Annotated in this window: 17 protein-coding genes; 5 read left to right on the forward strand and 12 right to left on the reverse strand. The window is 69.0% G+C overall.

The window, feature by feature from the left end:
* Positions 1-53: 53 nt before the first annotated feature.
* Positions 54-2,162, forward strand: a complete 2,109-nt coding sequence (locus ACNYS0_RS15535) for a S9 family peptidase (RefSeq protein ID WP_422474144.1) — start codon at positions 54-56, stop codon at positions 2,160-2,162.
* A gap of 133 nt (positions 2,163-2,295) precedes the next feature.
* On the opposite strand, the gene ACNYS0_RS15540 is transcribed toward ACNYS0_RS15535, so the two are convergent.
* The 12 genes from ACNYS0_RS15540 to ACNYS0_RS15595 form a co-directional block, all read right to left on the reverse strand.
* The gene (locus tag ACNYS0_RS15540; protein WP_422474146.1) at positions 2,296-3,453 is read right to left on the reverse strand and encodes an ABC transporter ATP-binding protein; all 1,158 of its coding nucleotides are present in this window, start codon (positions 3,451-3,453) and stop codon (positions 2,296-2,298) included.
* Positions 3,437-4,432, reverse strand: coding sequence for an ABC transporter ATP-binding protein (locus tag ACNYS0_RS15545; RefSeq protein ID WP_422474148.1), 996 nt, complete (start codon positions 4,430-4,432; stop codon positions 3,437-3,439). The genes ACNYS0_RS15540 and ACNYS0_RS15545 overlap by 17 nt, the downstream gene beginning before the upstream one ends.
* 6 nt (positions 4,433-4,438) lie before the next feature.
* On the reverse strand, positions 4,439-5,362 hold the full coding sequence (locus ACNYS0_RS15550; protein WP_422474150.1) for an ABC transporter permease: 924 nt from the start codon (positions 5,360-5,362) through the stop codon (positions 4,439-4,441).
* Positions 5,355-6,278: an ABC transporter permease gene (locus ACNYS0_RS15555; RefSeq protein WP_399237364.1), complete on the reverse strand. Its 924-nt coding sequence runs from the start codon at positions 6,276-6,278 to the stop codon at positions 5,355-5,357. The genes ACNYS0_RS15550 and ACNYS0_RS15555 overlap by 8 nt, the downstream gene beginning before the upstream one ends.
* Positions 6,279-6,314: 36 nt before the next feature.
* Positions 6,315-7,931 (reverse strand): peptide ABC transporter substrate-binding protein, encoded by a 1,617-nt coding sequence (locus tag ACNYS0_RS15560; RefSeq protein WP_422474152.1) that lies wholly within the window; start codon positions 7,929-7,931, stop codon positions 6,315-6,317.
* A 231-nt stretch (positions 7,932-8,162) separates the two neighbouring features.
* Entirely contained in the window at positions 8,163-9,290 is a 1,128-nt protein-coding gene (locus tag ACNYS0_RS15565; protein WP_422474154.1) for an ABC transporter ATP-binding protein, read from the reverse strand.
* A gap of 27 nt (positions 9,291-9,317) precedes the next feature.
* Complete coding sequence (locus ACNYS0_RS15570) at positions 9,318-10,379, reverse strand: ABC transporter ATP-binding protein (RefSeq protein WP_422474156.1); 1,062 nt, start codon at positions 10,377-10,379, stop codon at positions 9,318-9,320.
* A 10-nt stretch (positions 10,380-10,389) separates the two neighbouring features.
* Positions 10,390-11,367: an ABC transporter permease gene (locus tag ACNYS0_RS15575; protein ID WP_422409482.1), complete on the reverse strand. Its 978-nt coding sequence runs from the start codon at positions 11,365-11,367 to the stop codon at positions 10,390-10,392.
* A 112-nt stretch (positions 11,368-11,479) separates the two neighbouring features.
* The gene (locus tag ACNYS0_RS15580) at positions 11,480-13,276 is read right to left on the reverse strand and encodes an ABC transporter substrate-binding protein (RefSeq protein WP_422474158.1); all 1,797 of its coding nucleotides are present in this window, start codon (positions 13,274-13,276) and stop codon (positions 11,480-11,482) included.
* Positions 13,277-13,382: 106 nt separating this feature from the next.
* Positions 13,383-14,414 (reverse strand): ABC transporter permease, encoded by a 1,032-nt coding sequence (locus ACNYS0_RS15585; protein ID WP_422474160.1) that lies wholly within the window; start codon positions 14,412-14,414, stop codon positions 13,383-13,385.
* Positions 14,415-15,058: 644 nt separating this feature from the next.
* Positions 15,059-16,966, reverse strand: a complete 1,908-nt coding sequence (gene typA / locus ACNYS0_RS15590) for a translational GTPase TypA (protein ID WP_422474162.1) — start codon at positions 16,964-16,966, stop codon at positions 15,059-15,061.
* 174 nt (positions 16,967-17,140) lie between these two features.
* Positions 17,141-19,453: an ABC transporter substrate-binding protein gene (locus tag ACNYS0_RS15595; protein ID WP_422474164.1), complete on the reverse strand. Its 2,313-nt coding sequence runs from the start codon at positions 19,451-19,453 to the stop codon at positions 17,141-17,143.
* Positions 19,454-19,748: 295 nt separating this feature from the next.
* Between ACNYS0_RS15595 and ACNYS0_RS15600 the strand changes: the two genes are divergently transcribed.
* The 4 genes from ACNYS0_RS15600 to ACNYS0_RS15615 all read left to right on the forward strand — a co-directional run bounded on the left by ACNYS0_RS15600 (position 19,749) and on the right by ACNYS0_RS15615 (position 23,709).
* The gene (locus tag ACNYS0_RS15600; protein WP_422474166.1) at positions 19,749-20,045 is read left to right on the forward strand and encodes a hypothetical protein; all 297 of its coding nucleotides are present in this window, start codon (positions 19,749-19,751) and stop codon (positions 20,043-20,045) included.
* A gap of 97 nt (positions 20,046-20,142) precedes the next feature.
* Positions 20,143-20,994 (forward strand): hypothetical protein, encoded by an 852-nt coding sequence (locus tag ACNYS0_RS15605; protein WP_422474168.1) that lies wholly within the window; start codon positions 20,143-20,145, stop codon positions 20,992-20,994.
* Between the two features lie 16 nt (positions 20,995-21,010).
* Positions 21,011-22,942 carry a fumarate reductase/succinate dehydrogenase flavoprotein subunit gene (locus ACNYS0_RS15610; protein ID WP_422474170.1) on the forward strand — a complete coding sequence of 644 codons (1,932 nt, stop codon included), beginning with the start codon at positions 21,011-21,013 and terminating at the stop codon, positions 22,940-22,942.
* Positions 22,939-23,709 carry a succinate dehydrogenase/fumarate reductase iron-sulfur subunit gene (locus tag ACNYS0_RS15615; RefSeq protein WP_422474172.1) on the forward strand — a complete coding sequence of 257 codons (771 nt, stop codon included), beginning with the start codon at positions 22,939-22,941 and terminating at the stop codon, positions 23,707-23,709. The genes ACNYS0_RS15610 and ACNYS0_RS15615 overlap by 4 nt, the downstream gene beginning before the upstream one ends.
* Positions 23,710-23,741 lie beyond the last annotated feature (32 nt).

Here is a 23,741-nt window from a genome sequence, read left to right on the forward strand (position 1 = left end):
GCGACCGGGAGCGCACGGGGGCGCGCGGGCCTCATCTCTCCTAGGCTTCATCAATGACCATCGAGACCTTCCCCCGTCAGCACGCGCGCACCCAGCGCTTCACGTTGGGGGCGCCACGGGCCTTCACCGTGGCGCCGGACGGCGAGCGTGTCGTCTTTCTGCGTTCCTCCTCGGGTACCGATCGGGCGAACGCGCTGTGGGTGCTTGACGTGGCGGGTGGTCAGGAACGGGTGGCCGCCGATCCGGTGGCCCTGCTCGGCGGGGCGGCGGAGAACCTGTCGGCCGAGGAGCGGGCCCGGCGCGAGCGCAGCCGCGAGGGCGGCGCGGGCATCGTGGGCTACGCCACGGACGCCGCCGCCGAGTTGGCCGCTTTCGCCCTGTCGGGGCGCCTGTTCACGGCCGAGCTGCGGGTCGGCACCGCGCGGGAACTGCGGGTGCCGGGTCCCGTGTTGGACCCGCGGCCCTCCCCCGACGGGCTACACATCGCGTACGTCACCAAGGGCGCGCTGCGCGTCGTCGGCGCGGAGGGCGAGGGCGACCGGGCGCTCGCCGAGCCGGAGTCGGAGACCGTGACGTACGGGCTCGCGGAGTTCGCCGCGGCCGAGGAGATGTCCCGGTACCGCGGCCACTGGTGGTCGCCCGATTCGGACCGCCTGCTCGTGGCCCGCGCCGACGACGCGGACGTGCGGCGCTGGTGGATCGCCGACCCCGCCCACCCGGACCGGGAGCCGGCCCGCGTCGCCTACCCCCGCGCCGGTACGCCCAACGCCGAGGTGCGGCTTTTCGCGTACGGCCTCGACGGCGCCCGCACCGAGATCACCTGGGACCGCAAGGCGTACCCGTACCTCGCGCGCGTGCACTGGTCCGCGGACGGCGCCCCGCTGCTCCTGGTCCAGGCCCGCGACCAGCGCAGCGCGCTCTACCTCGCGGTGAACACGGACGACGGTTCGACGCGCATGGTGCACGCCGACGAGGACGACGAGTGGCTGGAGCTGCTGCCGGGTGTGCCGTGCTGGTCACCGAGCGGGCAGCTCGTGCGGATCGCCGACGAGGGCGGCGCGCGGGTCCTCGCGGTGGGCGAGCGGCCGCTGACGGGGCCCCAGTTGCACGTGCGCGCGGTGCTCGACGTGGGCGACAGCGACGTCCTCGTCTCCGCCTCCGCCGGGGCCGACGCCGAGTCCCCCGAGACGGGCGAGGTGCACGTCTACCGGGTCAACGAGCTCGGCACCCAGCGCGTCTCCACGCAGCCCGGCGTGCACTCCGCGGTCCGCTCCGGGGACGTGACGGTCCTCGTGTCCGCGACGCCCGACTCACCCGGCGCACGGGCGCGCGTGGAGCGCGAGGGCAAGCACATCTGCGACATCGCCTCGCACGCCGAACGCCCGCTGCTCAGCCCGCGCGTGACGCTCACCGAGGCCGCGGGCATCCCGTGCGCCGTCCTTCTGCCCTCGTCCTACGAGGAGGGTGACGGGCCGCTGCCGGTGCTCATGGACCCGTACGGCGGCCCGCACGGGCAGCGCGTCGTGGCCGCCCACAACCCGCACCTGACCTCGCAGTGGTTCGCCGACCAGGGCTTCGCGGTGATCGTCGCGGACGGCCGGGGCACGCCCGGCATCTCGCCCGGCCGCGAGAAGTCGATCCACGGCGACTTCACGCTCACCCTCGACGACCAGGTCACGGCGCTGCACGCGCTCGCCGACCGGTTCCCGCTCGACCTGTCCAAGGTCGCGATGCGCGGCTGGAGTTACGGCGGCTACCTGTCGGCGCTCGCCGTGCTGCGCCGCCCCGACGTCTTCCACGCGGGCATCGCGGGCGCCCCGGTCACGGACTGGCGGCTGTACGACACGCACTACACGGAGCGCTACCTGGGCGACCCGGCCTCGTCCCCGCAGACGTACGCGAAGAGCTCCGTGGTGACCGACGACGGGCTCACGGACGCCGCCGAGCAGCACCGGCCGATGCTCATCGTGCACGGGCTCGCGGACGACAACGTGGTGGTGGCGCACGCCCTGCGGCTGTCCTCCGCACTGCTCGCGGACGGCCGCCCGCACGAGGTGCTTCCGCTGTCCGGCGTGACCCACATGACGCCCCAGGAGCAGGTCGCCGAGAATCTGCTGCTGCTCCAGGTCGACTTCCTGAAGCGGTCGTTGGGCCTGTCCTGAAAAAGGTCCGGGCCGGAGCGACATGGCGCGCTCCGGCCCGGCTCTACGGCACCCGCACGGCCGTACGCGACACACTCTGGCGCCCGCGCGTCTCAGCGTCGCGTCCGCCGGGTTGCCTGTGTGTAAAAGGCCGTCAGGGCCCCTGCTCCGTCGGCACGACCTGCTTCTCCTCCGCGAAGTGGCAGGCCGACGGGTGGCTCGCCGGGGTGTCGCCGCCCTTGAAGACCTCGGGCACGGCCAGCAGCGGCACCTCGTCCGCGCACTTCTGCTGCGCCTTCCAGCAGCGGGTACGGAAGCGGCAGCCGGAGGGCGGGTTGGCGGGCGAGGGCACGTCGCCCGCGAGCAGGATGCGCTCGCGGCCCTCGCGCGCCTCCGGGTCGGGCACCGGCACCGCGGACAGCAGGGCCTGCGTGTAGGGGTGCGTCGGGTGGTCGTAGATCTCGGCGTCCGAGCCGATCTCGACGATGCGGCCGAGGTACATCACGCCGACCCGGTCGGAGATGTGCCGCACGATCGACAGGTCGTGGGCGATGAACACGTACGACAGGTCGAACTCGTTCTGGAGCCGGTCCAGGAGGTTGACCACCTGTGCCTGCACCGACACGTCGAGCGCGGACACCGGCTCGTCCGCGACGATGATCTCGGGGCGCAGCGCGAGCCCGCGCGCGATGCCGATGCGCTGGCGCTGGCCGCCGGAGAACTGGTGCGGGTACCGGTTGATGTACTCCGGGTTGAGCCCGACGACGTCGAGGAGGTCCTGGACCTTCTTCCTGCGGTCGCCCTTCGGGGCCACCTCGGGATGGATCTCGTACGGCTCCCCGATGATGTCGCCGACCGTCATCCGGGGGTTGAGGGACGTGTACGGGTCCTGGAAGACCATCTGGATGTTGCGGCGGACCGCCTTCAGGGCGCGCCCCGACAGCGTGCTGATGTCCTCGCCCTTGTAGGTGATGACGCCGGCCGTGGGGCGCTCCAGGTTCACCAGCATCTTCGCGACGGTCGACTTGCCGCAGCCGGACTCGCCCACGATGCCGAGCGTCTCGCCCTGCCCCAGGTCGAAGTCGACGCCGTCGACGGCCTTCACCGAGCCGATCTGCTTCTTGACGAGGATGCCCTGGGTGAGCGGGTAGTGCTTGGTCAGGCCGCGGACCTGGAGGAGGGGTTCGTGCCCCGAGACCGAGCCGTTCGCCGCGTAGTCGTTCTCGGCCCGCGCCTTGTGGAGGAGGTGCGTGGCGATCCTGCCCTCGCGCTTCAGGTCGTCCTTGCTCACGTGCTTACCGTGTTGCGGCATCGAGCGTCTCCTTCCAGAAGTGGCAGGCGCTGCGGCGGTCCTCCGAAACACGGGCGAGCGGCGGGACGTCCGTGCGGCACACGTCCCGGGCCATCGGGCAGCGCGGGTTGAAGGCGCAGCCGGGCGGGATGTTCATGAGGTTCGGCGGGAGCCCCTTGATGGCGAACAGCTCCTGCCCCTTCTGGTCGAGGCGCGGGATCGATTCGAGCAGGCCCTTGGTGTACGGGTGGGCGGGCGCCTTGTAGATCTCGTGCACCGGCGCCTGCTCGACGATCCGGCCCGCGTACATCACGGCGATCTTGTCGGCGACGTCCGCGACCACGCCGAGGTCGTGCGTGATGAGGATCAGCCCCATGTCGAGCTCGCGCCGAAGCTCGGCGAGGAGGTCCATCACCTGGGCCTGCACGGTGACGTCCAGCGCCGTCGTCGGCTCGTCCGCGATGATCAGCGAGGGCTCCAGGGCGAGCGCCATCGCGATCATGATGCGCTGGCGCATGCCGCCGGAGAACTGGTGCGGGTACTGGCTCACCCGCTCCTTCGCGGCCGGGATGCGCACCCGGTCCATCAGCTCGACGGCCCTGGCCCGCGCGTCCTTCTTCGACATCCCCTTGTGGACGACGAACATCTCGCCGAGCTGCTCCCCCACCGTGAGCACGGGGTTCAGCGAGGACAGCGCGTCCTGGAAGATCATCGCCATCTCGGCGCCGCGGATCTTCCGCCGCTCCTCCTCCTTGAGCTTCAGCAGGTCCTGGCCCTTGAAGAGGATCTCGCCACCGGTGATCCGGCCCGGCGGCATGTCGAGGATGCCCATCACGGCCTGCGCGGTGACGGACTTGCCGGATCCGGACTCGCCGAGCACGGCGAGCGTCTCGCCCTCGTCGACGGTGTAGTTGACGCCGTTGACCGCCTTGGCGACGCCGTCGCGGGTACGGAACTCGACGTGCAGGTCGCGTACTTCCAACAGGTTCGTGTTCGCCACGGTCGGCTACCTCAGCTTGGGGTCGAGGGCGTCGCGCACCGCGTCGCCGAGCATGATGAACGCCAGGACCGTGAGGGCCAGCGCGCCTGCCGGGTACAGCAGCATGTGCGGGGCGTTGCGGATGTACGGGGCGGCGTTGGAGATGTCGATGCCCCAGGAGACCGCGGGGGGCTTCAGGCCGACGCCGAGGAACGAGAGCGTCGCCTCCAGGGCGATGTACGTGCCGAGCGCGATGGTCGCGACGACGATCACCGGGGCGACGGCGTTCGGCAGGATGTGGCGCAACAGGATCCTGGAGTTGGAGGCGCCGAGGGTGCGCGCCGCGTGCACGTAGTCGTTCTCCTTGACCGTGATGACGGAGCCGCGGGCGATGCGGGAGATCTGCGGCCAGCCGAGCAGCACGATGAACCCGACCACCGGCCACACCGTAGTCGAGGTGACCACCGACAGCAGGACCAGGCCCCCGAGGATGACCGGGATGCCGAAGAAGATGTCGGCGACGCGGGACAGCAGGGCGTCCGCCCACCGCCCGAAGAACCCGGCGAGCGCGCCCAGGATCCCGCCGAGGAGCGCCACCCCGGCCGTCGCGCACACACCGACGGTGATCGAGGCCCGGGCCCCGTACACGGTGCGCGTGTACACGTCGCAGCCCTGCGCGTCGTAGCCGAAGGGGTGTCCCGCGGTGGAGGTGTCCTGGCCGTGCGCGAGGTCGCAGTCGTTGGGGTCGCCGCTCGCGAGCAGCTGCGGCCAGATCGCGACGATCACCAGGAACAGGATGATCAGCGCCGAGACGATGAAGACCGGGTTGCGGCGCAGCGAGCGCCAGGCGTCCGACCACAGGGAGCGCGCGGGGCCCTCCGCGCCGCCGCCCTCGGGCGCGCCCGGCGTCAGCTGGGCCTCGACGGTGACCGGGGTGACGGGCTCAGGCATAGCGGATCCTCGGGTCAAGGACGGCGTAGAGCAGGTCGACGATGAGGTTGGCGAGCAGGAAGACGATCACCAGGACGGTCACGAAGCCGACCACGGTCGGCGAGGACTGGTGCAGGATGCCCTGGTAGAGCTGGTAGCCGACGCCGCGGATGTTGAAGATCCGCTCGGTCACGATCGCCCCGCCCATCAGGGCCCCGATGTCGGTGCCGATGAAGGTGACCACCGGGATCAGCGAGTTGCGCAGCAGGTGCCGCCAGATGATGCGGCGCCGCGGCAGGCCCTTGGCGACGGCGGTGCGGACGTAGTCGGAGCGGGCGTTCTCGGCGACGGACGTGCGGGTCAGGCGGGTCACGTACGCGAGGGAGACCGAGGCGAGGACGAGGCCCGGCAGGATCAGCTCGCTCAGCGGCGCCTCGTAGGCCACCGAGGGCTTGACGATCCCCCACTGCATGCCGAACAGGAGCTGGGCGACGAGACCGGTCACGAACGTCGGCACCGAGATCACGACCAGGGTCAGCACGAGCACGCCCGTGTCGATGGGCTTGCCGCGGCGCAGGCCGGTGATGACGCCGAGGCCGATGCCGATGACGATCTCGAAGACGATCGCCACGAACGTCAGCTTGATGGTGACGGGGTAGGCGCGCAGCATCAGGTCGGCGACGGAGTCCCCGTTGAAGGCGGTGCCGAAGTCGCCCTGGAAGATGTTGCCGAGGTAGATCAGGTACTGCTGCGCCAGCGGCTTGTCGAGGTGGAACTGCTCGCGCAGCGCCGCCTGGGTGGCCGGGTCGCAGGCCTTGTCGCCGCAGAGTGCCGCCGTCGGGTCGCCCATGACGTTGACCATGAGGAAGATCAGCAGCGTGGTGCCGATGAACACCGGGATCATCTGCAACAGCCGTCGGATCACATAACGCCCCACGGCACCTCCCTCACGTCACCCGAGCGGTCGTGGTTCTCAGTCATTGACGGTCATCTCCTCGAAGACCGGCACGCTGAAGGGGTTGAGCTTCACGTCGTGCACGCGGGTGCCGTAGACGGCGGTGCCGTTCTGGTACCAGAGCGGGATGGCGGGCAGCTGCTCGGCGAGGATCCGCTCGGAGTCCTGGAAGTCCTTGATCGCGCTCTTCGGGTCCGGGTCCGCGTTGGCCTTGTTGATCAGCGCGTCGAACCGCTTGTCGCTCCACTTGCCGTCGTTGCTGGGGGCGCCCGTGGTGTAGACGGGCTGGAGGAAGTTCTGGATCAGCGGATAGTCCATCTGCCAGCCGCTGCGGAACGGGCCGCTGAACTTGCCGCTCTGGATTTGCGTACGGAAGTCGGCGAAGGTGCCCACCGGATTGCCGACGCAGGACTTCGAGTTGCCCATGACCCGGTTGATGCTGTTGCAGATGGCGTCGACCCACTGCTTGTGGTTGCCGGTGTCGGCGTTGTAGCTGAGGACGAGCCTGCCGCCGGGGAAGCCGCCGCCCTCGTCGATCAGCCGCTTGGCTTCCTTGGGGTTGTACTCGCAGCGGTCGCCGCAGATGTCGGGGTTGTAGCCGCCCTCTTCGCGGAGCACGGGGGACGTCCAGTCCTTGGCCGGGATCCGGGTCTTCTGGAAGATCTTGTCGGTGATCTGCTCGCGGTTGATGGCGAGCGAGATGCCCCGGCGGACCTTGAGGGCGTCGGCGGTGGCCCACTCCTTGTCGTACATCGGGAACATCAGCGTCTGGATGATGCCGGCCGGGGTGTTGATGTACCGGTTGTCGATGTCCTTGTGGAGGTTGCTGAGCTGCTCGGCGGGGACGGCGTCGGTCACGTCGAGCTGGCCGGCCACGACGTCGGTGTACGCGGTGTTGTCGTCGGTGTAGACGAGCAGGTCGACGCCCTTGTTGCGGGGCTTGGTGCCGTTGTACCGGTCGTTGAGACGCAGCTGCATGCGGCCGCCGCGCTCGTAGTTCGTCACCTCGTACGGGCCGTTCCCGAAGGGCTTCTCCAGCCACGCGTCGTGGTCGGTGAAGAACTTCTTCGGCAGCGGGGAGAAGGCGGCGTAGCCGAGCATGTCGGGGAAGAGCGAGAACTTCTGGTTGAGCCGGACCGTGAAGTGCGTGTCGTCGACGACCTTGAGCCCCGACAGCTTCTTCGCGGTGGGCTTGCCCTTGTCGGGGTGGACCTTGTCGTAGCCGTCGATGTAGCCGAAGAAGTCGGCTCCGATCTGCGCGTTCGGCAGATAGGCGGCGTAGTTCCAGGCGTCGACGAAGGACTGCGAGGTGACCTTCGTGCCGTCCGCGAACTTCCAGCCGTCCTTCAGGGTGACCTTGAAGTTCTGCGCGTCGTCGCTGCTGATCGACTTGGCGACGGCGTACTTGGGCTCGGCCGTCTCGGGGTCGTAGATCTTGAGCCCCCGGAAGATCATGTCGAGGACCTTGCCGCCGTTGACCTCGTTGGTGTTCGCGGGCTCCAGCGGGTTCTGCGGGTCGCCCCACTTCGCCCGCACGATGCCCGACTCGGTGGCCGTGGCACCGCAGGACGCGAGCCAGGGCACGCCCAGTACCAGGGCGGCGGCCAGGGCGCCGGTACGCAGGCCGAGGCGCATCAAAGTCCTCCAGAGGGCGAGCCGAAGACAAAAGGGGACGAGCCTTGCGCCTATTGGACCCGTGAAGGACTGGATACGCCTGTTATGTCACCCATCCGAGGGCGAGGAGGTGCCGAACCCGATGCCGGCCCCGGTGCCGGCCCCAGGATCCGGACCCGGGATCCGGACCCGGACATGCCGCTGCCCGGCGCCGGTGCGAACACCGGGCCGGGCAGCGGACGAGGCCGGGGGTCAGGACTTGCCGTCGTCCTCCAGGGCCGCGAGGGCCGGGTCGAGCACGATGTCCTCGGCACGCGCCTCGATGCTCGGCTCCTCCGGGAAGTGGCAGGCCGTGAGGTGGCCCGACTCGTTGCCCGAGAGCTGGACCAGCGGGGGCTCCTCCGTGGCGCACTTGTCCTGCGCCTTCCAGCACCGCGTGCGGAACCGGCAGCCGGACGGCGGCGAGATCGGCGAGGGCACGTCGCCCTCCAGACGGATCCGCTCCCGCTTGTCGGCGTCGAGGTCCGCGTCCGGCACGGCCGACATCAGCGCGTGCGTGTACGGGTGCCGGGGCCGGTTGTAGAGCGAGTCGCGGTCCGCGATCTCCATGATCTTGCCGAGGTACATCACGGCGACCCGCTGCGAGAAGTGCCGCACGATGGCCAGGTCGTGGGCGATGAAGACGAACGCGATGCCCATCTCCCGCTGAACCTCCTGGAGAAGGTTCACCACCTGCGCCTGGATCGACACGTCGAGCGCCGAGACCGGCTCGTCCGCCACGATCAGCTTCGGCTCCAGGGCCACCGCACGGGCGACGCCGATGCGCTGGCGCTGACCGCCGGAGAACTCGTGCGGGAAGCGGTTGTAGTGCTCCGGGTTCAGGCCCACGATCTCCAGGAGCTCGCGCACCCGGTTCTCCCGGCCGCCGGGCGGGTTGATCCCGTTGATCTCCATCGGGCCCGCGATGATCGAACCGACCGTCTGCCGCGGGTTCAGCGAGGCGTACGGGTCCTGGAAGATCATCTGGATCTCGGACCTGATCGGCGCCAGCTGCCTGCGGGTCGCGTGGCTGATGTCCTGGCCCTTGTACGTGATCGTGCCCTGCGTGGGCTCGTACAGGCGGGTCAGGAGGCGGCCCGTGGTCGACTTGCCGCAGCCGGACTCGCCGACCAGGCCCAGGCTCTCGCCCGCGCGGACCTCGAAGTCCACGCCGTCGACGGCCTTGACCGCGCCGACGGTGCGGCGGATCGGGAAGCCACCCTTGATCGGGAAGTGCTTCTGCAGTCCCTGGACCTGGAGCAGCGGCTCGGTGTCGCGGTCGCGCTGGCCGGGGATCGCGTCGGCGACCGCCGTGGTGGTGTTGCTCTTGTTGTCGCTCATGGTCATGCCCCAGTCGCCGGTTTCAGCTCAGCCCAGCCGGGGCTGAATCGTCTCGATGAACACCTGCTGCTTCTGGTCCGCCGTCAGGTGGCAGGCGGAACCGCGCCCCGCCGGGAGGACCGGACGCTCGCCCGAGCAGCGCTCGCCCGACACCTTGTCGGTGAAGGCGCAGCGCGGGTGGAACGGGCAGCCCGAGGGCGGGTTGAGCAGCGACGGCGGCGAACCGGGGATCGGCAGCAGCGGCTCCTCGATGTCCGAGGTCAGTCGCGGCATCGAACCCAGCAGGCCCCAGGTGTAGGGGTGCTGGGGCTGCTTGAGCACCTCGCGCACGCTGCCCCGCTCGACGGCCCGGCCCGCGTACATGACGAGCAGGTCGTCGGCCATGTTCGCGACGACGCCCAGGTCGTGCGTGATCATGATGATCGCGGAGCCGAACTCCTGCTGGAGGTCCTTCAGCAGGTCGAGGATCTGCGCCTGGACCGTCACGTCGAGGGCCGTGGTCGGCTCGTCGGCGATGAGCAGTTCGGGGTTGCAGGCCAGCGACATCGCGATCATGGCGCGCTGGCGCATACCGCCGGAGAACTGGTGCGGGTAGTCGTCGACGCGCTGCTTGGGCTGCGGGATGCCGACCTTCTCCAGCATCTCGATGGCCCGGTCCCGGCCCTCCTTCTTGGAGGCGCCGGTGTGCTTGCGGAACGGCTCGGCGATCTGCCGGCCCACCGTGTAGTACGGCGAGAGCGCGGTCAGCGAGTCCTGGAAGATCATCGCCATCTTGTTGCCGCGGAGCTTCTCCATCTCGAGCTCCGTGGCGGTGAGGAGCTCCTTGCCGTCGAGGAGGATCTCGCCGTCGATGGTGGTGTTCTTCTTGGGGTGCAGGCCGAGCACGGTCAGGTTGGTGACCGACTTGCCGGATCCGGACTCGCCGACGATGCCGAGCGTCTTGCCGCGCTCGAGGTCGAAGGAGAGGCCGTCCACCGCCTTGACGGCGCCGTCCTCTGTGGAGAACTGCACCCGCAGGTCGCGTACCGACAAGAACGCGTCGGAACCGGTCGGGGCCGGGGCGTCCTCGGGCTTGGTGAGAGTGGTCACGGGAGTTCTCCTAGGACAGCCGCACGCGCGGGTCGATCACGGCGTACAGGGCGTCCACGACGACATTGCAGATGATGATGAAGGCGGCGCTGACGATCATGACGCCCATGAGGACCGGCAGGTCCTTACCGGTGACCGACGTGATCGCCAGTCGGCCCATCCCCGAGAGGTTGAAGGTCAGTTCGGTGACCATGCCGCCGCTGAGCAGCGAGGCGATGTCCATGCCGAGGATGGTGATGATGGGGATCAGCGAGCCGCGCCAGGCGTACCGGAAGAAGACGAAGCGACTGCTCATGCCCTTGGCCTTGGCGGCCCTGACGTGCTCCTCCTGGAGCTGCTCGATCATCGAGGAGCGCGCCATGCGCGTGTAGTTGGCGGTGAAGATCGTCGCCATCACGATCCAGGGGATCAGCAGCCCCATGAACCAGGACGCCGGGTTCTCCCAGAACGACACGTACTTGGGCGCCTTCAGCCAGCCGGTGCTGTAGACGAAGATGCCCATCACGATCGGGCCGAGCAGGTAGATCTGGAACGAGCTGGTCACCAGGGAGGCGCCGGAGAAGAGCTTGTCGATCCAGGTGCCGCGGAAGCGGGCGGCGAGCAGACCCGCGCCCAGACCGGCGGTGAGGAAGACGACCAGGCCGCCGAGCATCAGCGAGAGGGTCAGCGGGAGACGGTCCATCATCGTGTCCCAGACCATCTGGTTGTTCCGGAACGAGACGCCGAAGCACGGGGCGTCGCAGTGGCCCACCGCGAAGTCACGGCCGACGAAGATCCCCTTGAGGAACTCCCAGTACTGCACCGGAATCGGCTGATCGAGCCCCAGGTTCTTGTGAATGATCGCCAGCGCGTCCGGGGTGCAGTTCTTGCCGCACGCGAGCGTCGCCGGGTCCTGTGGGATGGCGAAGTACATGAAGAACGTGAAGGCGCTGATCAGCAGAAGGATGAGTGCTGCGCCAGACGTCCGGCGTATGAGAAATCGAAGCATGGCAGAAAGCTGCTCTCAGGACGGTGGCGGTGGGAGACCAGGAGGGGATGTGCGGCGGCCCGGGGGCGAGGGCTCCGCCGCGCCCTCACCCCCGGGAACTGCCTTGTGCGAACTACTTCTTGAGGAAGATCCGCGTCGGGTCGGTGTAGTTGGTCACCGACGAGTAGCGCAGGCCGCCCACGTTGGAGCCGGCGATCTGGAACACCTTGGTGTAGTAGATCGGGGCGGCCGGGTTGATCTTCTCCGAGATGTACTTGGAGAGCTTCGCGTACTCCTTGGCGCGCTCGGCCGCGTCCGCGATCTTCTGGATGCGGGCGCTCTCGGCGTTCACGTGCTTGTCGTTGACGTGGGAGTAGTTGGACGCGCCGTCCTGGATGTTGGCACCGTCGTAGGACGGCGGGAAGACGGTGTTGCCGTCGGCCCAGTCCTGGCCCCAACCGGTCATGTACAGGTCCATGCCGTTCTTGACCTTGCCCATCTGCTCGTACCAGGTGGCTTGGTCAACTTCCTTCTTCTGGATGTCGAGCCCGATCTTCTCCAGGTTGTTGATGATCAGGTTCGCCTGCGTGACGCGCACCGGGACGTTGGCGTAGGCGTAGACGAGCTTCTTGCCCTTGGCGCCGGCCTCGTCGATCAGCTTCTTCGCCGCGGCGATGTCGCCGTTCGGCTTCTTGGCGCGGTTGAACGGGTCGAGCTTCTCGTCGTAGCCCGGAGTGGAGGGCGACGTCAGCGAGTTGGCGGGGTCACCGCCGTAGGCACCGCCGTCGGCGTGGCCGGCCGCGGTGGCCGGGATCGCCAGGGCGATGGCATCGCGGATCTTCTTGTCCTTGATGCGGTCCATGTTCATGTTCAGCTGCCACACGTACGGGCCGTAGCCCTGCACCGTGCGCTTCATGACCTTCTTGTCGGTCGTGATCTTCTGCAGCTGGGTGGCGTCGATCTGGCCGGAGAACATGACGGCGTTCTTGGCCTCGCCGCGGTCGGCCAGGATCGTCTTGGTCTGGTCGGCCTTGGAGACGTTGTAGTCGATGTTGAACCCGTCCACGTAGGCGTGGCGCATCGGGTCCGTCTTCTCGTCCCACTGGTCGTTGCGGACGAGCTTGAGGCTCTTGCCCGGCTTGTAGGCCGAGATCTTGTACGGGCCGGTGGCGACCGGCTTCTGGTCGTACTTCTGCTTGGTGTCCGTCTTCTCGGGCACGACCGAGTACGCCGCCATGGCCAGGGCCTGCGGGACGTCGGTGTGGGCTTCCTTGAAGTGGAAGACGATCGTCTTGTCGTCCGGCGTGTCCAGGACCGACTTCGGCAGGTGCTTGCCCTCGTACGGGCCCTTGTACGCCTTGCGGTACGAGGTGCCGGAGCCGGACAGCCACTGCTGGATGTACGTCGGGCCGTCCGTCTCGAACGAGGAGTACAGGCGCTCGATGGAGTGCCGCATGTCGGCCGACGTGATGGTGTGGCCGTTCTCGTCCTTGATCCCGTCCTTCAGCTCGAAGGTCCAGGTCTTGCCGCCGTCCGAGGACTTGCCCGCGTCCTTGGCGAGGTCACCGACGACCGTCTGGGTGCCCTTGTCGTCCTCGGTGTACGTGGTCAGGCCACGGTAGAGGAGCTTGGAGAGCAGACCGGCGTCGGAGACGTATATCTGCCCCGGGTCCAGGTGCGAGAAGTCCGTCTCCTGGTAGACCTGGGCGACGCCGCCCTTCCTGGCGCCCGGGACCGGCTTGGCCGGGCCGACCGACTGCTGCGCGGTGCCCATGATGACCGGCTTGGCCTGAGCCTTCGCGTCGTCCTTGGACTTGCCCACGGTCTTGTCGTTGTCGTTGCTGCCGCTGCTGCAGCCGGTCAGCGTGAGGGCGCCGAGAGCGGCGGCGACGATCGTCGCCTGCGCCGTGCGCGAACGAAGGATGCTCATGGAGTTGAATCCACCTGCCTGTGAGTAGTGATCCTTGTGTGCTGCCTGACGCATCCGGCTGTGTCGGTCCGGCGCCCGGGTGGCAGCGACCCTCGGTGAGGCCTGGTCAGCGTCCGGTCTTGGGATCGAAGGCGTCCCGGACCGAGTCACCGAAGAGGTTGAACGCCACGAAGAAGACGACCATGGCGACACCCGGGAAGTACAAGTAGGTCGGGTCCACCTCGTAGATCTGCGCCGCCGTCGAGAACATCAGGCCCCAGTCGGGCGTGGGGTCCTGGTAGCCGACGCCGACGAAGGAGAGGAAGGCGACCGAGAGGATGGTGCTGGGCAGCAGGTACGTGCCCTGGACGATGATCGGCGTCACCAGGTTGGGCAGCAGCTCCTTGCGGATGATCCGCCAGGGCGAGGCGCCTGCGACCTTCGCCGCCTCCACGAACTCCCGCTCACGCAGCGACAGGGTCACCGCGCGCACCAGGCGGGCCAGGGTCATCCAGGTGAGCAGCCACATGATGCCGGTGATGGCGAGGAACCGGACATAGACCGGCGTCTCCTCGTCCGGGGCCACGAACACCGTGACGATGACGGGCATGGCCGCGACCATGAACAGCTGGTTCGGCAGCGCCATCATGAAGTCGGTGAGCCGGCCCAGCCAGTAGTCGATCTTGCCGCCGAAGTAGCCGCCAAGAAGGCCGAGCACGACGCCGAGGATCACCATGCCGATGGTCGCGCACAGCGCGGTGTAGAGCGACGTACGCATGCCGTAGAGCAGGTACGCGAAGACGTCACGCCCGTAGTTCGGGTCGATGCCGAACCAGTGCTCGGGCGACATGCCGCCGTTGGGACCCGCCGGCAGGTTGAACTCGTTGAGGAGCGTGGGGTCGTCCTGGCCGTAGAAGGTGTACGGGTCCTTGCCGTACAGGCCGCAGATGACCGGGGCGAGCGCGGCTATCGCGAAGAAGGCCACCACGATCCAGGCGGATATGACACCCGTCCTGTCCCGCTTGAAGCGCCGCCACATCAACTGACCGGGGCTGCGCCCCTCGAGCTTCTTGGGCTCCTTCGCGTCGCCCTGCGGCGCGCTCTCCTTGTCCAAGGCGGAAGAGGTCTCGGCGCCCTCAATCTCGATTGGACTTGTCATGATTCGTCCGTTTCACAGGTATTGGAGGCCGTCGGAAGTGGAAGCGGTCCGGCGGCCGTCGCACGGCGTACGTCACTCGAAGCGCGCGAAGGGACCAACGACTGGGGTGAGGCCCACCCCTGAGGAGCTGTCAAAAACCGTCGCAGCGTCGGATCGCCACCTCGACCGCCTCCTCATGAGTCCACTTCGTTCACTGCAAGTGGAGGCAGAAGACCGTCACCCCGTCGACACCCCATGACGGCGAAGTTGACGCTGCCTCAGTGCGCTCGCGAGTCGCCGCCCCCCTTAGCGCGTGACCCTTTGACCCGAGCTCTACGCGGACCACTATTAGCCACAGTCGCTGTCGCGACCACACTCTTTTGGTCTCGGTTCGATCACACCTGATGCGTACTTCTCCCAAAATCCGGACAAACAGATCCGAGATAGAGGGTCACGAAACGGACGTGTTACATATCTATCGACCATCCACGTCCGGATTCCGGACTCGGGGATGGACTTAATCACTTGCGCTCGCCCGATCCTTGACCCTCTGTTGGGAGACAACACGGCCGCGGGTGTCACTGCGCGTAGACCGCGTGAAGACTAGCGGCAACGCAAAGGGCCCGGCACCCCCTCGGGGGGTACCGGGCCCAACTGCCGTCAGGTCAGCCGTGCTTGGCGCGCGAGGCGCTGCGGCCGCGCTCCTTCTGGTCCAGGACGACCTTGCGGATGCGAACGGCCTCCGGGGTCACCTCGACGCACTCGTCGTCGCGGCAGAACTCCAGGGACTGCTCCAGGGAGAGCTTGCGGGCCGGGACGACGTTCTCCGTCGAGTCCGCGGACGCCGCGCGCATGTTGGTGAGCTTCTTCTCCTTGGTGATGTTCACGTCCATGTCGTCGGCGCGCGAGTTCTCGCCGACGATCATGCCCTCGTACACCTCGGTGCCGGGCTCGGTGAACAGCACACCGCGCTCCTGGAGGTTGATCATCGCGAAGGGGGTGACCGAACCGGCACGGTCGGCGACCAGCGAACCGTTGTTACGGGTCTGAAGGGTGCCGAACCACGGCTCGTGGCCCTCGTGGATCGAGTGGGCGATACCCGTGCCGCGGGTGTTCGTCAGGAACTCCGTGCGGAAGCCGATGAGGCCACGCGACGGGACGACGAACTCCATGCGGACCCAGCCGGAGCCGTGGTTCGACATGTTGTCCATGCGACCCTTGCGGACGCCCATGAGCTGCGTGACGGCGCCCATGTGCTCCTCGGGGACGTCCACCGTCATGCGCTCGACCGGCTCGTGCGTCTTGCCGTCGATCTCCTTGGTGACGACCTGCGGCTTGCCGATCGTCAGCTCGAAGCCCTCACGGCGCATCTGCTCGACGAGGATGGCGAGCGCCAGCTCACCGCGGCCCTGCACCTCCCAGGCGTCGGGGCGCTCGGTCTCCAGGACGCGCAGCGAGACGTTACCGATCAGCTCGCGCTCCAGGCGGTCCTTGACCTGGCGGGCGGTGACCTTGCGGTCCTTGACGCTGTTCTTCGCGTCGGCGCCCTTGCCGCCACCACCGCGGCCGACCAGCGGCGAGGTGTTCGTGCCGATGGTCATGGAGATCGCCGGCTGGTCCACCGTGATCAGCGGCAGGGCGACCGGGTTCTCCGGGTCGGCCAGGGTCTCGCCGATCATGATGTCCGGGATACCGGCGACGGCGCAGATGTCACCGGGGCCTGCGACCTCGGCGGGCTTGCGGGTGAGCGCCTCGGTCATCAGGAGTTCGCTGATGCGGACGTTCTGCACCTCGCCGTCGCGCTTCATCCAGGCCACGGTCTGGCCCTTGCGCAGCTCGCCGGCCTCGACGCGGAGCAGCGCGATACGGCCGAGGAAGTTGTCGGCGTCCAGGTTGGTGACGTGCGCCTGGAGCGGGGCGTTCTCCTCGTACGTCGGAGCCGGGATGTGCTCCAGGATCGTCGTGAAGAACGGCTGGAGGTTCGTGGAGTCGGCCGGGACCGTGCCGTCCTCCGGCTTGGTCATCGAGGCGACGCCGTCACGGCCGCAGGCGTAGACGATCGGGAACTCGATCTGCTCCTCGTCCGCATCCAGGTCGAGGAAGAGGTCGTACGTCTCGTTGACGACCTCGTCGATGCGGGCGTCGGGGCGGTCCGTCTTGTTGATGCACAGGATGACGGGGAGCCGCTGCTTGAGCGCCTTGCCCAGCACGAAGCGGGTCTGCGGCAGCGGGCCCTCGGAGGCGTCGACGAGCAGGACGACACCGTCGACCATCGACAGACCGCGCTCGACCTCGCCACCGAAGTCGGCGTGGCCGGGGGTGTCGATGATGTTGATCGTGATCGGGTCCTCGCCGGCCTTGGGGTGATACTTCACCGCCGTGTTCTTGGCGAGGATCGTGATGCCCTTCTCACGCTCCAGGTCGTTCGAGTCCATCACGCGATCGTCGACCGACTCCAGCTGGTGGGCGGCGAAGGCACCGGCCTGCTTCAGCATGCCGTCGACGATGGTGGTCTTGCCGTGGTCGACGTGGGCGACGATGGCGACGTTACGGATGTCGTGGCGCGTGGCCATAGTGAGGCGTACTCCTGGAGTGAGTGGTCGGCTGCGCATACCTTGCTTTGCGCTGGCCCTGCCGGGCTGAACATGCCACGGCCTCACCCCATGCTACGTGCCTCGGCGCCCTGCGGCTCAGCCGGGCCGGACGGGCCGCTCCCCAAGCAGCGGCCCGTCCGAAGAAACCGCAGGTCAGCCCTGGTCCTGCGCGGGCGAGCCGCCCAGCTTCCCGCCCGGCTTCAGGAAGCCGATGTCCTCGTAGTCGGGCTCCTGGAAGCCGAAGGCCCCGGCGTTCACCAGGTTCGCCTTCGCCGCCACGAGTTCGGGCCGCTGGTAGAGCGGAATCGATCCTGCGGCGGCCCAGATGCGCTCGTCCGCCTGCCGGACGAGCGAGCGCTCCTTCTCCTGGTCGAGCTCCCCCGCGGCCTGGTCGAAGAGCTGGTCGATGTGGTCGGTGCCGACCCGCGTGTAGTTCTGCTCGACCGTGAGCTCGCCGTCGGCGGCCGGGACCGGCTTGGCGTAGATCGGACGGGCGTCGGTCGCCGGGTAGGCGGAGCCGGGCCACGAGTACAGCGCCAGGTCGTAATCGCCCGCCGCGATGTGGTCCTTGAAGTAGGTCTCGTCGTCGACCTTCGTGATGTCCGTGCGCACGCCGATCTTCTGGAGCATGGCCGAGATCCGGTCGGCGACGGACTGCAACTGCTCGGCGTCCGGCCCGGAGGGCAGCACGAAGTTCAGCGTCAGCGGCTTGCCGTCCTTGACGAACTGCCCCGCGGTGGCGGCGCCGGCCTTGGCGCCCTCCTTGCCGCCGGCCTCGCCCGCGTCCTTCGCGGCCGCCTGCTGCGGGGCGGGGGTCCCCTTCGGGGCGTACGCGCCCGGGGCCGCGCCCTGCTTGGCGTCGCCCGCGTGCTGACCCTCCCGCTCGGCGGAGCGCACCTTCGCGGCGTCGGCCTGGTGCAGCAGCGCGGAGTGCTGGGCGGCGGCGAGGGCGCCCGGACCGAGCAGCGGGGGCGCGGCGTCGCCGGGCTTCGCGTCGTCGCCCGCCTTCTGGTCGTCCTCGCCCATGATGTACGTGCCGTCGTCGGACTCGGCCGCGGCGCCCTCCGCCTTGCCGCCCGCGGTCCTGGGCTTCTCCTTCTGCCCCTCGACCGGGCCGCCGCGCACCCAGCCCGCCTCCGCGAGCAGCGCCTGCGCCTTGTCGGAGTCCTGCTTGCCGAGCGCGCCACTGTTGTCGGCGTACGCGGCCTGCCCGGACAGGGCGAGGTGGCTGCCGACGGTCTTGGCCGGAAGGCCGAGCGGCTTGAGTACGCTCTGGGCGAGCTTGCCCCGGTCGAGCGCGCGGGCCACGGCCTGGCGCACCCGCTCGTCGGCGAGCGGGCCGGTGGAACCGTTCAGGGCGAGCTGTGTGTAGGCGGGTTCGAGCGACTTGCGGACGACGAAGCCGTCGAGCCCCGCCTGCTCCTTGGCGTACTTCCGGGCGGCCTTGCGGGTCTTCGCCCGGGCCTCGAGCTCCGCCTCGGCGACCTCCCAGTCCTCGTTGTGCGCCCGCGCCCACGAGCGCAGCGCCTCACCGGAGGTGACACCGGCGCCGGGTCCGTGCGCGAGCGGGCCCGAAGCGCCCTTGTCGCGGGCCGCGTACGCGATGCGCTCGGCGGCCGCCGGGTCGACGTCGGCGAGGTCCAGCTTGCCCGCGGCGAGCGCTGCGGGGCGCTTGTCGCGCGGCACCGCCTTGAGTTCCAGCTTCTCCAGCTTGGTGGGGCGGCCCCACCAGCGGGGGTTGCGCTCCAGCCGGACCTGCTTGTCGCCCCGGTCGACCTTGTCGAGCGCGAAGGGGCCCGCGGTCACCTTGAGCTTGCTGCGAGCGCCCTCGTTGAAGGCGTCCGGGGTCCCCATGACGTCCTTGGGGTACAGCGGCGAGAACAGCGAGCGCCAGTCCGCGTAGGGCTTGGCGAAGGTGACCCGCACCTCCAGGTCGTTCTTGCCGCGCTCGACGTTCTCGATGCGGTTGTAGCCCGCGTTGTGGGCGGTCCAGTACGCGCTGTTCTTCCCCGACAGGGCGCGCCACTGCGCGGCGAAGTCCGCGGCGCCGATCTCCCGGCCGTCGCTCCACACCGCCTGCTGGTTCAGCTTGTACAGCACGACCTGCTTGGGCTCGGTCTTGATGACCTCGGCCTTCTCCAGGTAGTCGGAGTCGGCCTGCGGACGCCCCTCGGCGTCGAGCCGGAACATCGAGGGCAGTGCGGCCCCGGTGACCCGGCTCGTGGCCGCGTCCGCGTCGGCCTGGAAGGCGTTGAGGGTCTGTGGCACGTCGTCGATCGCCCACCGCAGCGTGCCGCCGTCCTTGACCTGCGTGCGGGCGGCCGAGGCGACGTCGGGCGCGGCGGCTGGCCGGCCCGATTCGTCGCTGGAGCCGCACCCGGCGAGCGCGGTCACGGCGAGCGCGCCGCTCACGAGGAACGCGGCCGAGCGTGCGGCGGCTCCTGGGCGCCTTGGGACGTGGGGCATCACGGGTACCTCCGGGGCTGGCCGGTTTGTCTCGTTTGGCGGTATATGGAGCTGATCACATCTATCGGCCAACTGAAGTGGATATGCGGAGGGGTGCCGTCCGACACGCCCGTAGGCCACCCGGAAGCCACCCGTGCGGCCCAAAGGAACCCCGCCCCGACGGCGCGAATTCGCGGGCGCGCACCACGGCGTACACCGGCAATCCGCACGGATCCCTTCACAAACGGCAATGTGACGCGCGACACTCGCAGGCGCATGAGCAACTCCGCCGCACCAGCGGAAGTGAGGCCAAGTCATGTCCCTGCACGACGACTTGACGGCGGTTCAGCGCTGCGTCGACGAGCTCGCGCGCGCCGTCGGGCGCCTGCAACCCCAGCTCGAGGGCATCGCGGGCGGCCCGGATCTGCGCCGGGTGCGCGCCGACACCGCACATCTGCGCGAGAGCGTCGCCCTGCTGCGCGAGTCGGCCGCGAGCCCCAACGCGCCGCGCCGCCCCGACCTCGTGACGATCCCCGACGCCCCGTACGACAGCTCCCTGTGGACCGACTCGGACGACGAGGGGCTCGGCGCGCGGGACCGGCACGCGCCCTGATCCGCCCGCGCCGAGCAGCACGCCGCCCTGTCCACCCTGTCCACCCTGTCCACACTCCCCCATACCCCGTCCCCCGTCCCTGCGAGCGGAGGCTTCGTTGGCCACCGGCACGGAACCCACCAGTACCGAAGAACCCCATCCCTCCCGCGCCCCGGCCGCCACCGGCGTCCGGGGCCGGACGCGCGCCGCGATCGCCGCGCCCCATCTGCGCACGGACCGCTGGTGGCTGGCCCCGGCCGCGACCGCGGGCGGACTGCTCGCCTTCATCGTCTATTCGACGTGGCGGGCCTTCGCGAACGCCGACTACTACGCGGCCCCGTACGTCTCGCCGTTCTACTCGCCCTGCCTCGCGGACAACTGCGAGCCGATGCGGCACGGCCCCAACTGGGAGATCTTCGGCAGCTGGTGGGGCCTGTCCCCCGCGCTGCTCATCCTGATCTTCCCGCTCGGCTTCCGGCTGACCTGCTACTACTACCGCAAGGCCTACTACCGCGGCTTCTGGGCGTCGCCGCCGGCCTGCGCGGTGGCGGAGCCGCACAAGAAGTACAGCGGCGAGACGAGGTTCCCGCTGATCCTTCAGAACATCCACCGCTACTTCTTCTACGCGGCCGTCCTCGTCGCCTGCATCCTGACGTACGACACGGTGCTGTCGTTCCGCGACGAGAACTACGAGTGGGGCCACATGGGCCTCGGCACCCTGGTCTTCCTGCTGAACATCGTGCTGATCTGGGCGTACACGATCTCCTGCCACTCCTGCCGGCACATCGTCGGCGGCCGCCTCAAGCACTTCTCGAAGCACCCGGTGCGGTACCGGCTCTGGGGCTGGGTCGGGAAGCTGAACGCCCGTCACATGCTGCTCGCCTGGACCTCGTTGGTGAGCGTCGCGCTCGCCGACTTCTACGTGTATCTGGTCGCGTCCGGCGCTTTCGACGATCCGCGGTTCTTCTAATGGTTGGGGCGTTCTGATGTCTGTAGTGCAGCGGCAGCAGTGGGATGTTGTCGTGGTGGGCGCCGGTGGCGCGGGGCTGCGGGCCGCGATCGAGGCGCGTGAGCGAGGGTCGCGTACGGCGGTGATCTGCAAGTCCCTGTTCGGCAAGGCCCACACGGTGATGGCGGAGGGCGGCATCGCGGCCTCCATGGGCAATGTGAACTCCGGGGACAGCTGGCAGGTGCACTTCCGCGACACGATGCGCGGCGGCAAGTTCCTCAACCAGTGGCGGATGGCGGAGCTGCACGCGCGTGAAGCACCCGACCGCGTATGGGAGTTGGAGACCTGGGGCGCCCTGTTCGACCGCACGGGCGACGGGCGGATCTCGCAGCGCAACTTCGGCGGGCACGAGTACCCGCGGCTCGCGCACGTCGGCGACCGTACGGGACTCGAACTGATCCGCACGCTCCAGCAGAAGATCGTCCAGCTCCAGCAGGAGGACTTCAAGGAGACCGGCGACTACGAGTCCCGTCTGAAGGTCTTCCAGGAGTGCACGGTGACCCGGGTGCTGAAGGACGAGGAGGGGGCCGTCTCCGGCACCTTCTGCTACGAGCGCGAGAGCGGCCGCTTCTTCGTCATCGAGGCGCCGAGCGTGGTGCTCGCGACCGGCGGCATCGGCAAGTCCTTCAAGGTGACGTCGAACTCGTGGGAGTACACGGGCGACGGGCACGCGCTCGCGCTGCTCGCCGGAGCGCCCCTCCTGAACATGGAATTCGTGCAGTTCCACCCGACGGGCATGGTCTGGCCGCCCTCGGTGAAGGGGATCCTCGTCACGGAGTCGGTCCGCGGCGACGGCGGGGTGCTGCGCAACTCCGAGGGCAAGCGGTTCATGTTCGACTACGTGCCCGACGTCTTCAAGGAGAAGTACGCGCAGTCGGAGGAGGAGGGCGACCGCTGGTACGAGGACCCGGACCACAACCGCAGGCCCCCCGAGCTGCTGCCGCGCGACGAGGTGGCGCGGGCCATCAACGCGGAGGTGAAGGCGGGCCGGGGTTCGCCGCACGGCGGAGTGTTCCTGGACGTCTCCACCCGGATGCCCGCCGATACGATCCGGCGCCGGCTGCCGTCCATGTACCACCAGTTCAAGGAGCTGGCGGACGTCGACATCACGGCCGAGGCGATGGAGGTCGGGCCGACCTGCCACTACGTGATGGGCGGCATCGCGGTCGACTCGGACACGGCGGCGGCGCGCGGCGTGCCGGGGCTCTACGCGGCCGGTGAGGTGGCCGGTGGCATGCACGGGTCCAACCGGCTCGGCGGCAACTCGCTCTCCGACCTGCTGGTGTTCGGCCGCAGGGCCGGGCTGCACGCGGCGACGTACGCGGCGGCACGCACGGCCCGTACGGGGGTCGCGGACGAGCAGATCGACACGGCGGCGGCGGAGGCGCTTCGCCCCTTCTCGGCGGAGGGCCAGGAGGAGGGCGTCACGCCCGAGAACCCGTACACCCTGCACCAGGAGCTCCAGCAGGCGATGAACGATCTCGTCGGGATCATCCGGCGGGAGGGCGAGATGGAGCAGGCGCTGCGCAAGCTCGCGGATCTGCGGGTGCGGGCGCGGCGGGCCGGGGTCGAGGGGCACCGCCAGTTCAATCCGGGCTGGCATCTGGCACTGGACCTGCGGAACATGCTGCTGGTCAGCGAGTGCGTGGCGCGGGCCGCGCTCGAGCGCACGGAGTCGCGCGGCGGGCACACCCGCGAGGACCACCCGGCGATGAACCGGGAATGGCGCCGCGCGAATCTCCTGTGCCAACTCCGTGATCCCACGGGCGGCTTGGCGGCCACCGATCCGGTGCGCGGCCAGATCACCCTCACCCGCGAGACGACCGAACCCATCCGCCCCGACCTGCTCGCCCTGTTCGAGAAGGAGGAGCTGGTGAAGTACCTGGCCGAAGAGGAGCTTTTCGAGTGAGCAGCTACGAGGCGTCCTTCCGGGTGTGGCGGGGCGACGTCGGCGGGGGCGGCCTGGAGGACTTCACGGTCGAGGTGAACGACGGCGAGGTCGTCCTCGACATCATCCACCGCCTCCAGGCGACGCAGGCCCCCGACCTGGCGGTCCGCTGGAACTGCAAGGCCGGCAAGTGCGGTTCGTGCTCGGCGGAGATCAACGGGCGGCCACGCCTGCTGTGCATGACCCGCATGTCGGTCTTCACCCGCGACGAGACGATCACGGTGACGCCCCTGCGGGCCTTCCCGGTGGTCCGCGACCTCGTCACCGACGTCGGCTTCAACTACCGCAAGGCCCGCGAGGTCCCGGCCTTCGTCCCGCCCGCCGGGGTGGGGCCGGGCGAGTACCGGATGATGCAGGAGGACGTCGACCGCTCGCAGGAGTTCCGCAAGTGCATCGAGTGCTTCCTGTGCCAGGACACCTGCCACGTCGTCCGCGACCACGAGGACAACAAGGCGGCCTTCGCCGGCCCCCGCTTCCTGATGCGCGTGGCGGAACTCGACATGCACCCGCTGGACGCCGCCGCCGAGAACGGCCTGGACCGCAAGACGACCGCCCAGGACGACCACGGCCTCGGCTACTGCAACATCACCAAGTGCTGCACGGAGGTCTGCCCCGAGGGCATCCACATCACGGACAACGCGCTGATCCCCTTGAAGGAACGAGCGGCGGACCGTAAGTACGACCCGGTGGTCTGGCTGGGCAACAAAATCCGCCGCCGCAACACTTAAGCCCCTGCGGCGTGTTGCCTTTTAAGCCCCTG

Origin of the sequence: Streptomyces anthophorae (assembly GCF_049310305.1) — a bacterium.
In the GTDB taxonomy this organism is placed as follows: domain Bacteria; phylum Actinomycetota; class Actinomycetes; order Streptomycetales; family Streptomycetaceae; genus Streptomyces.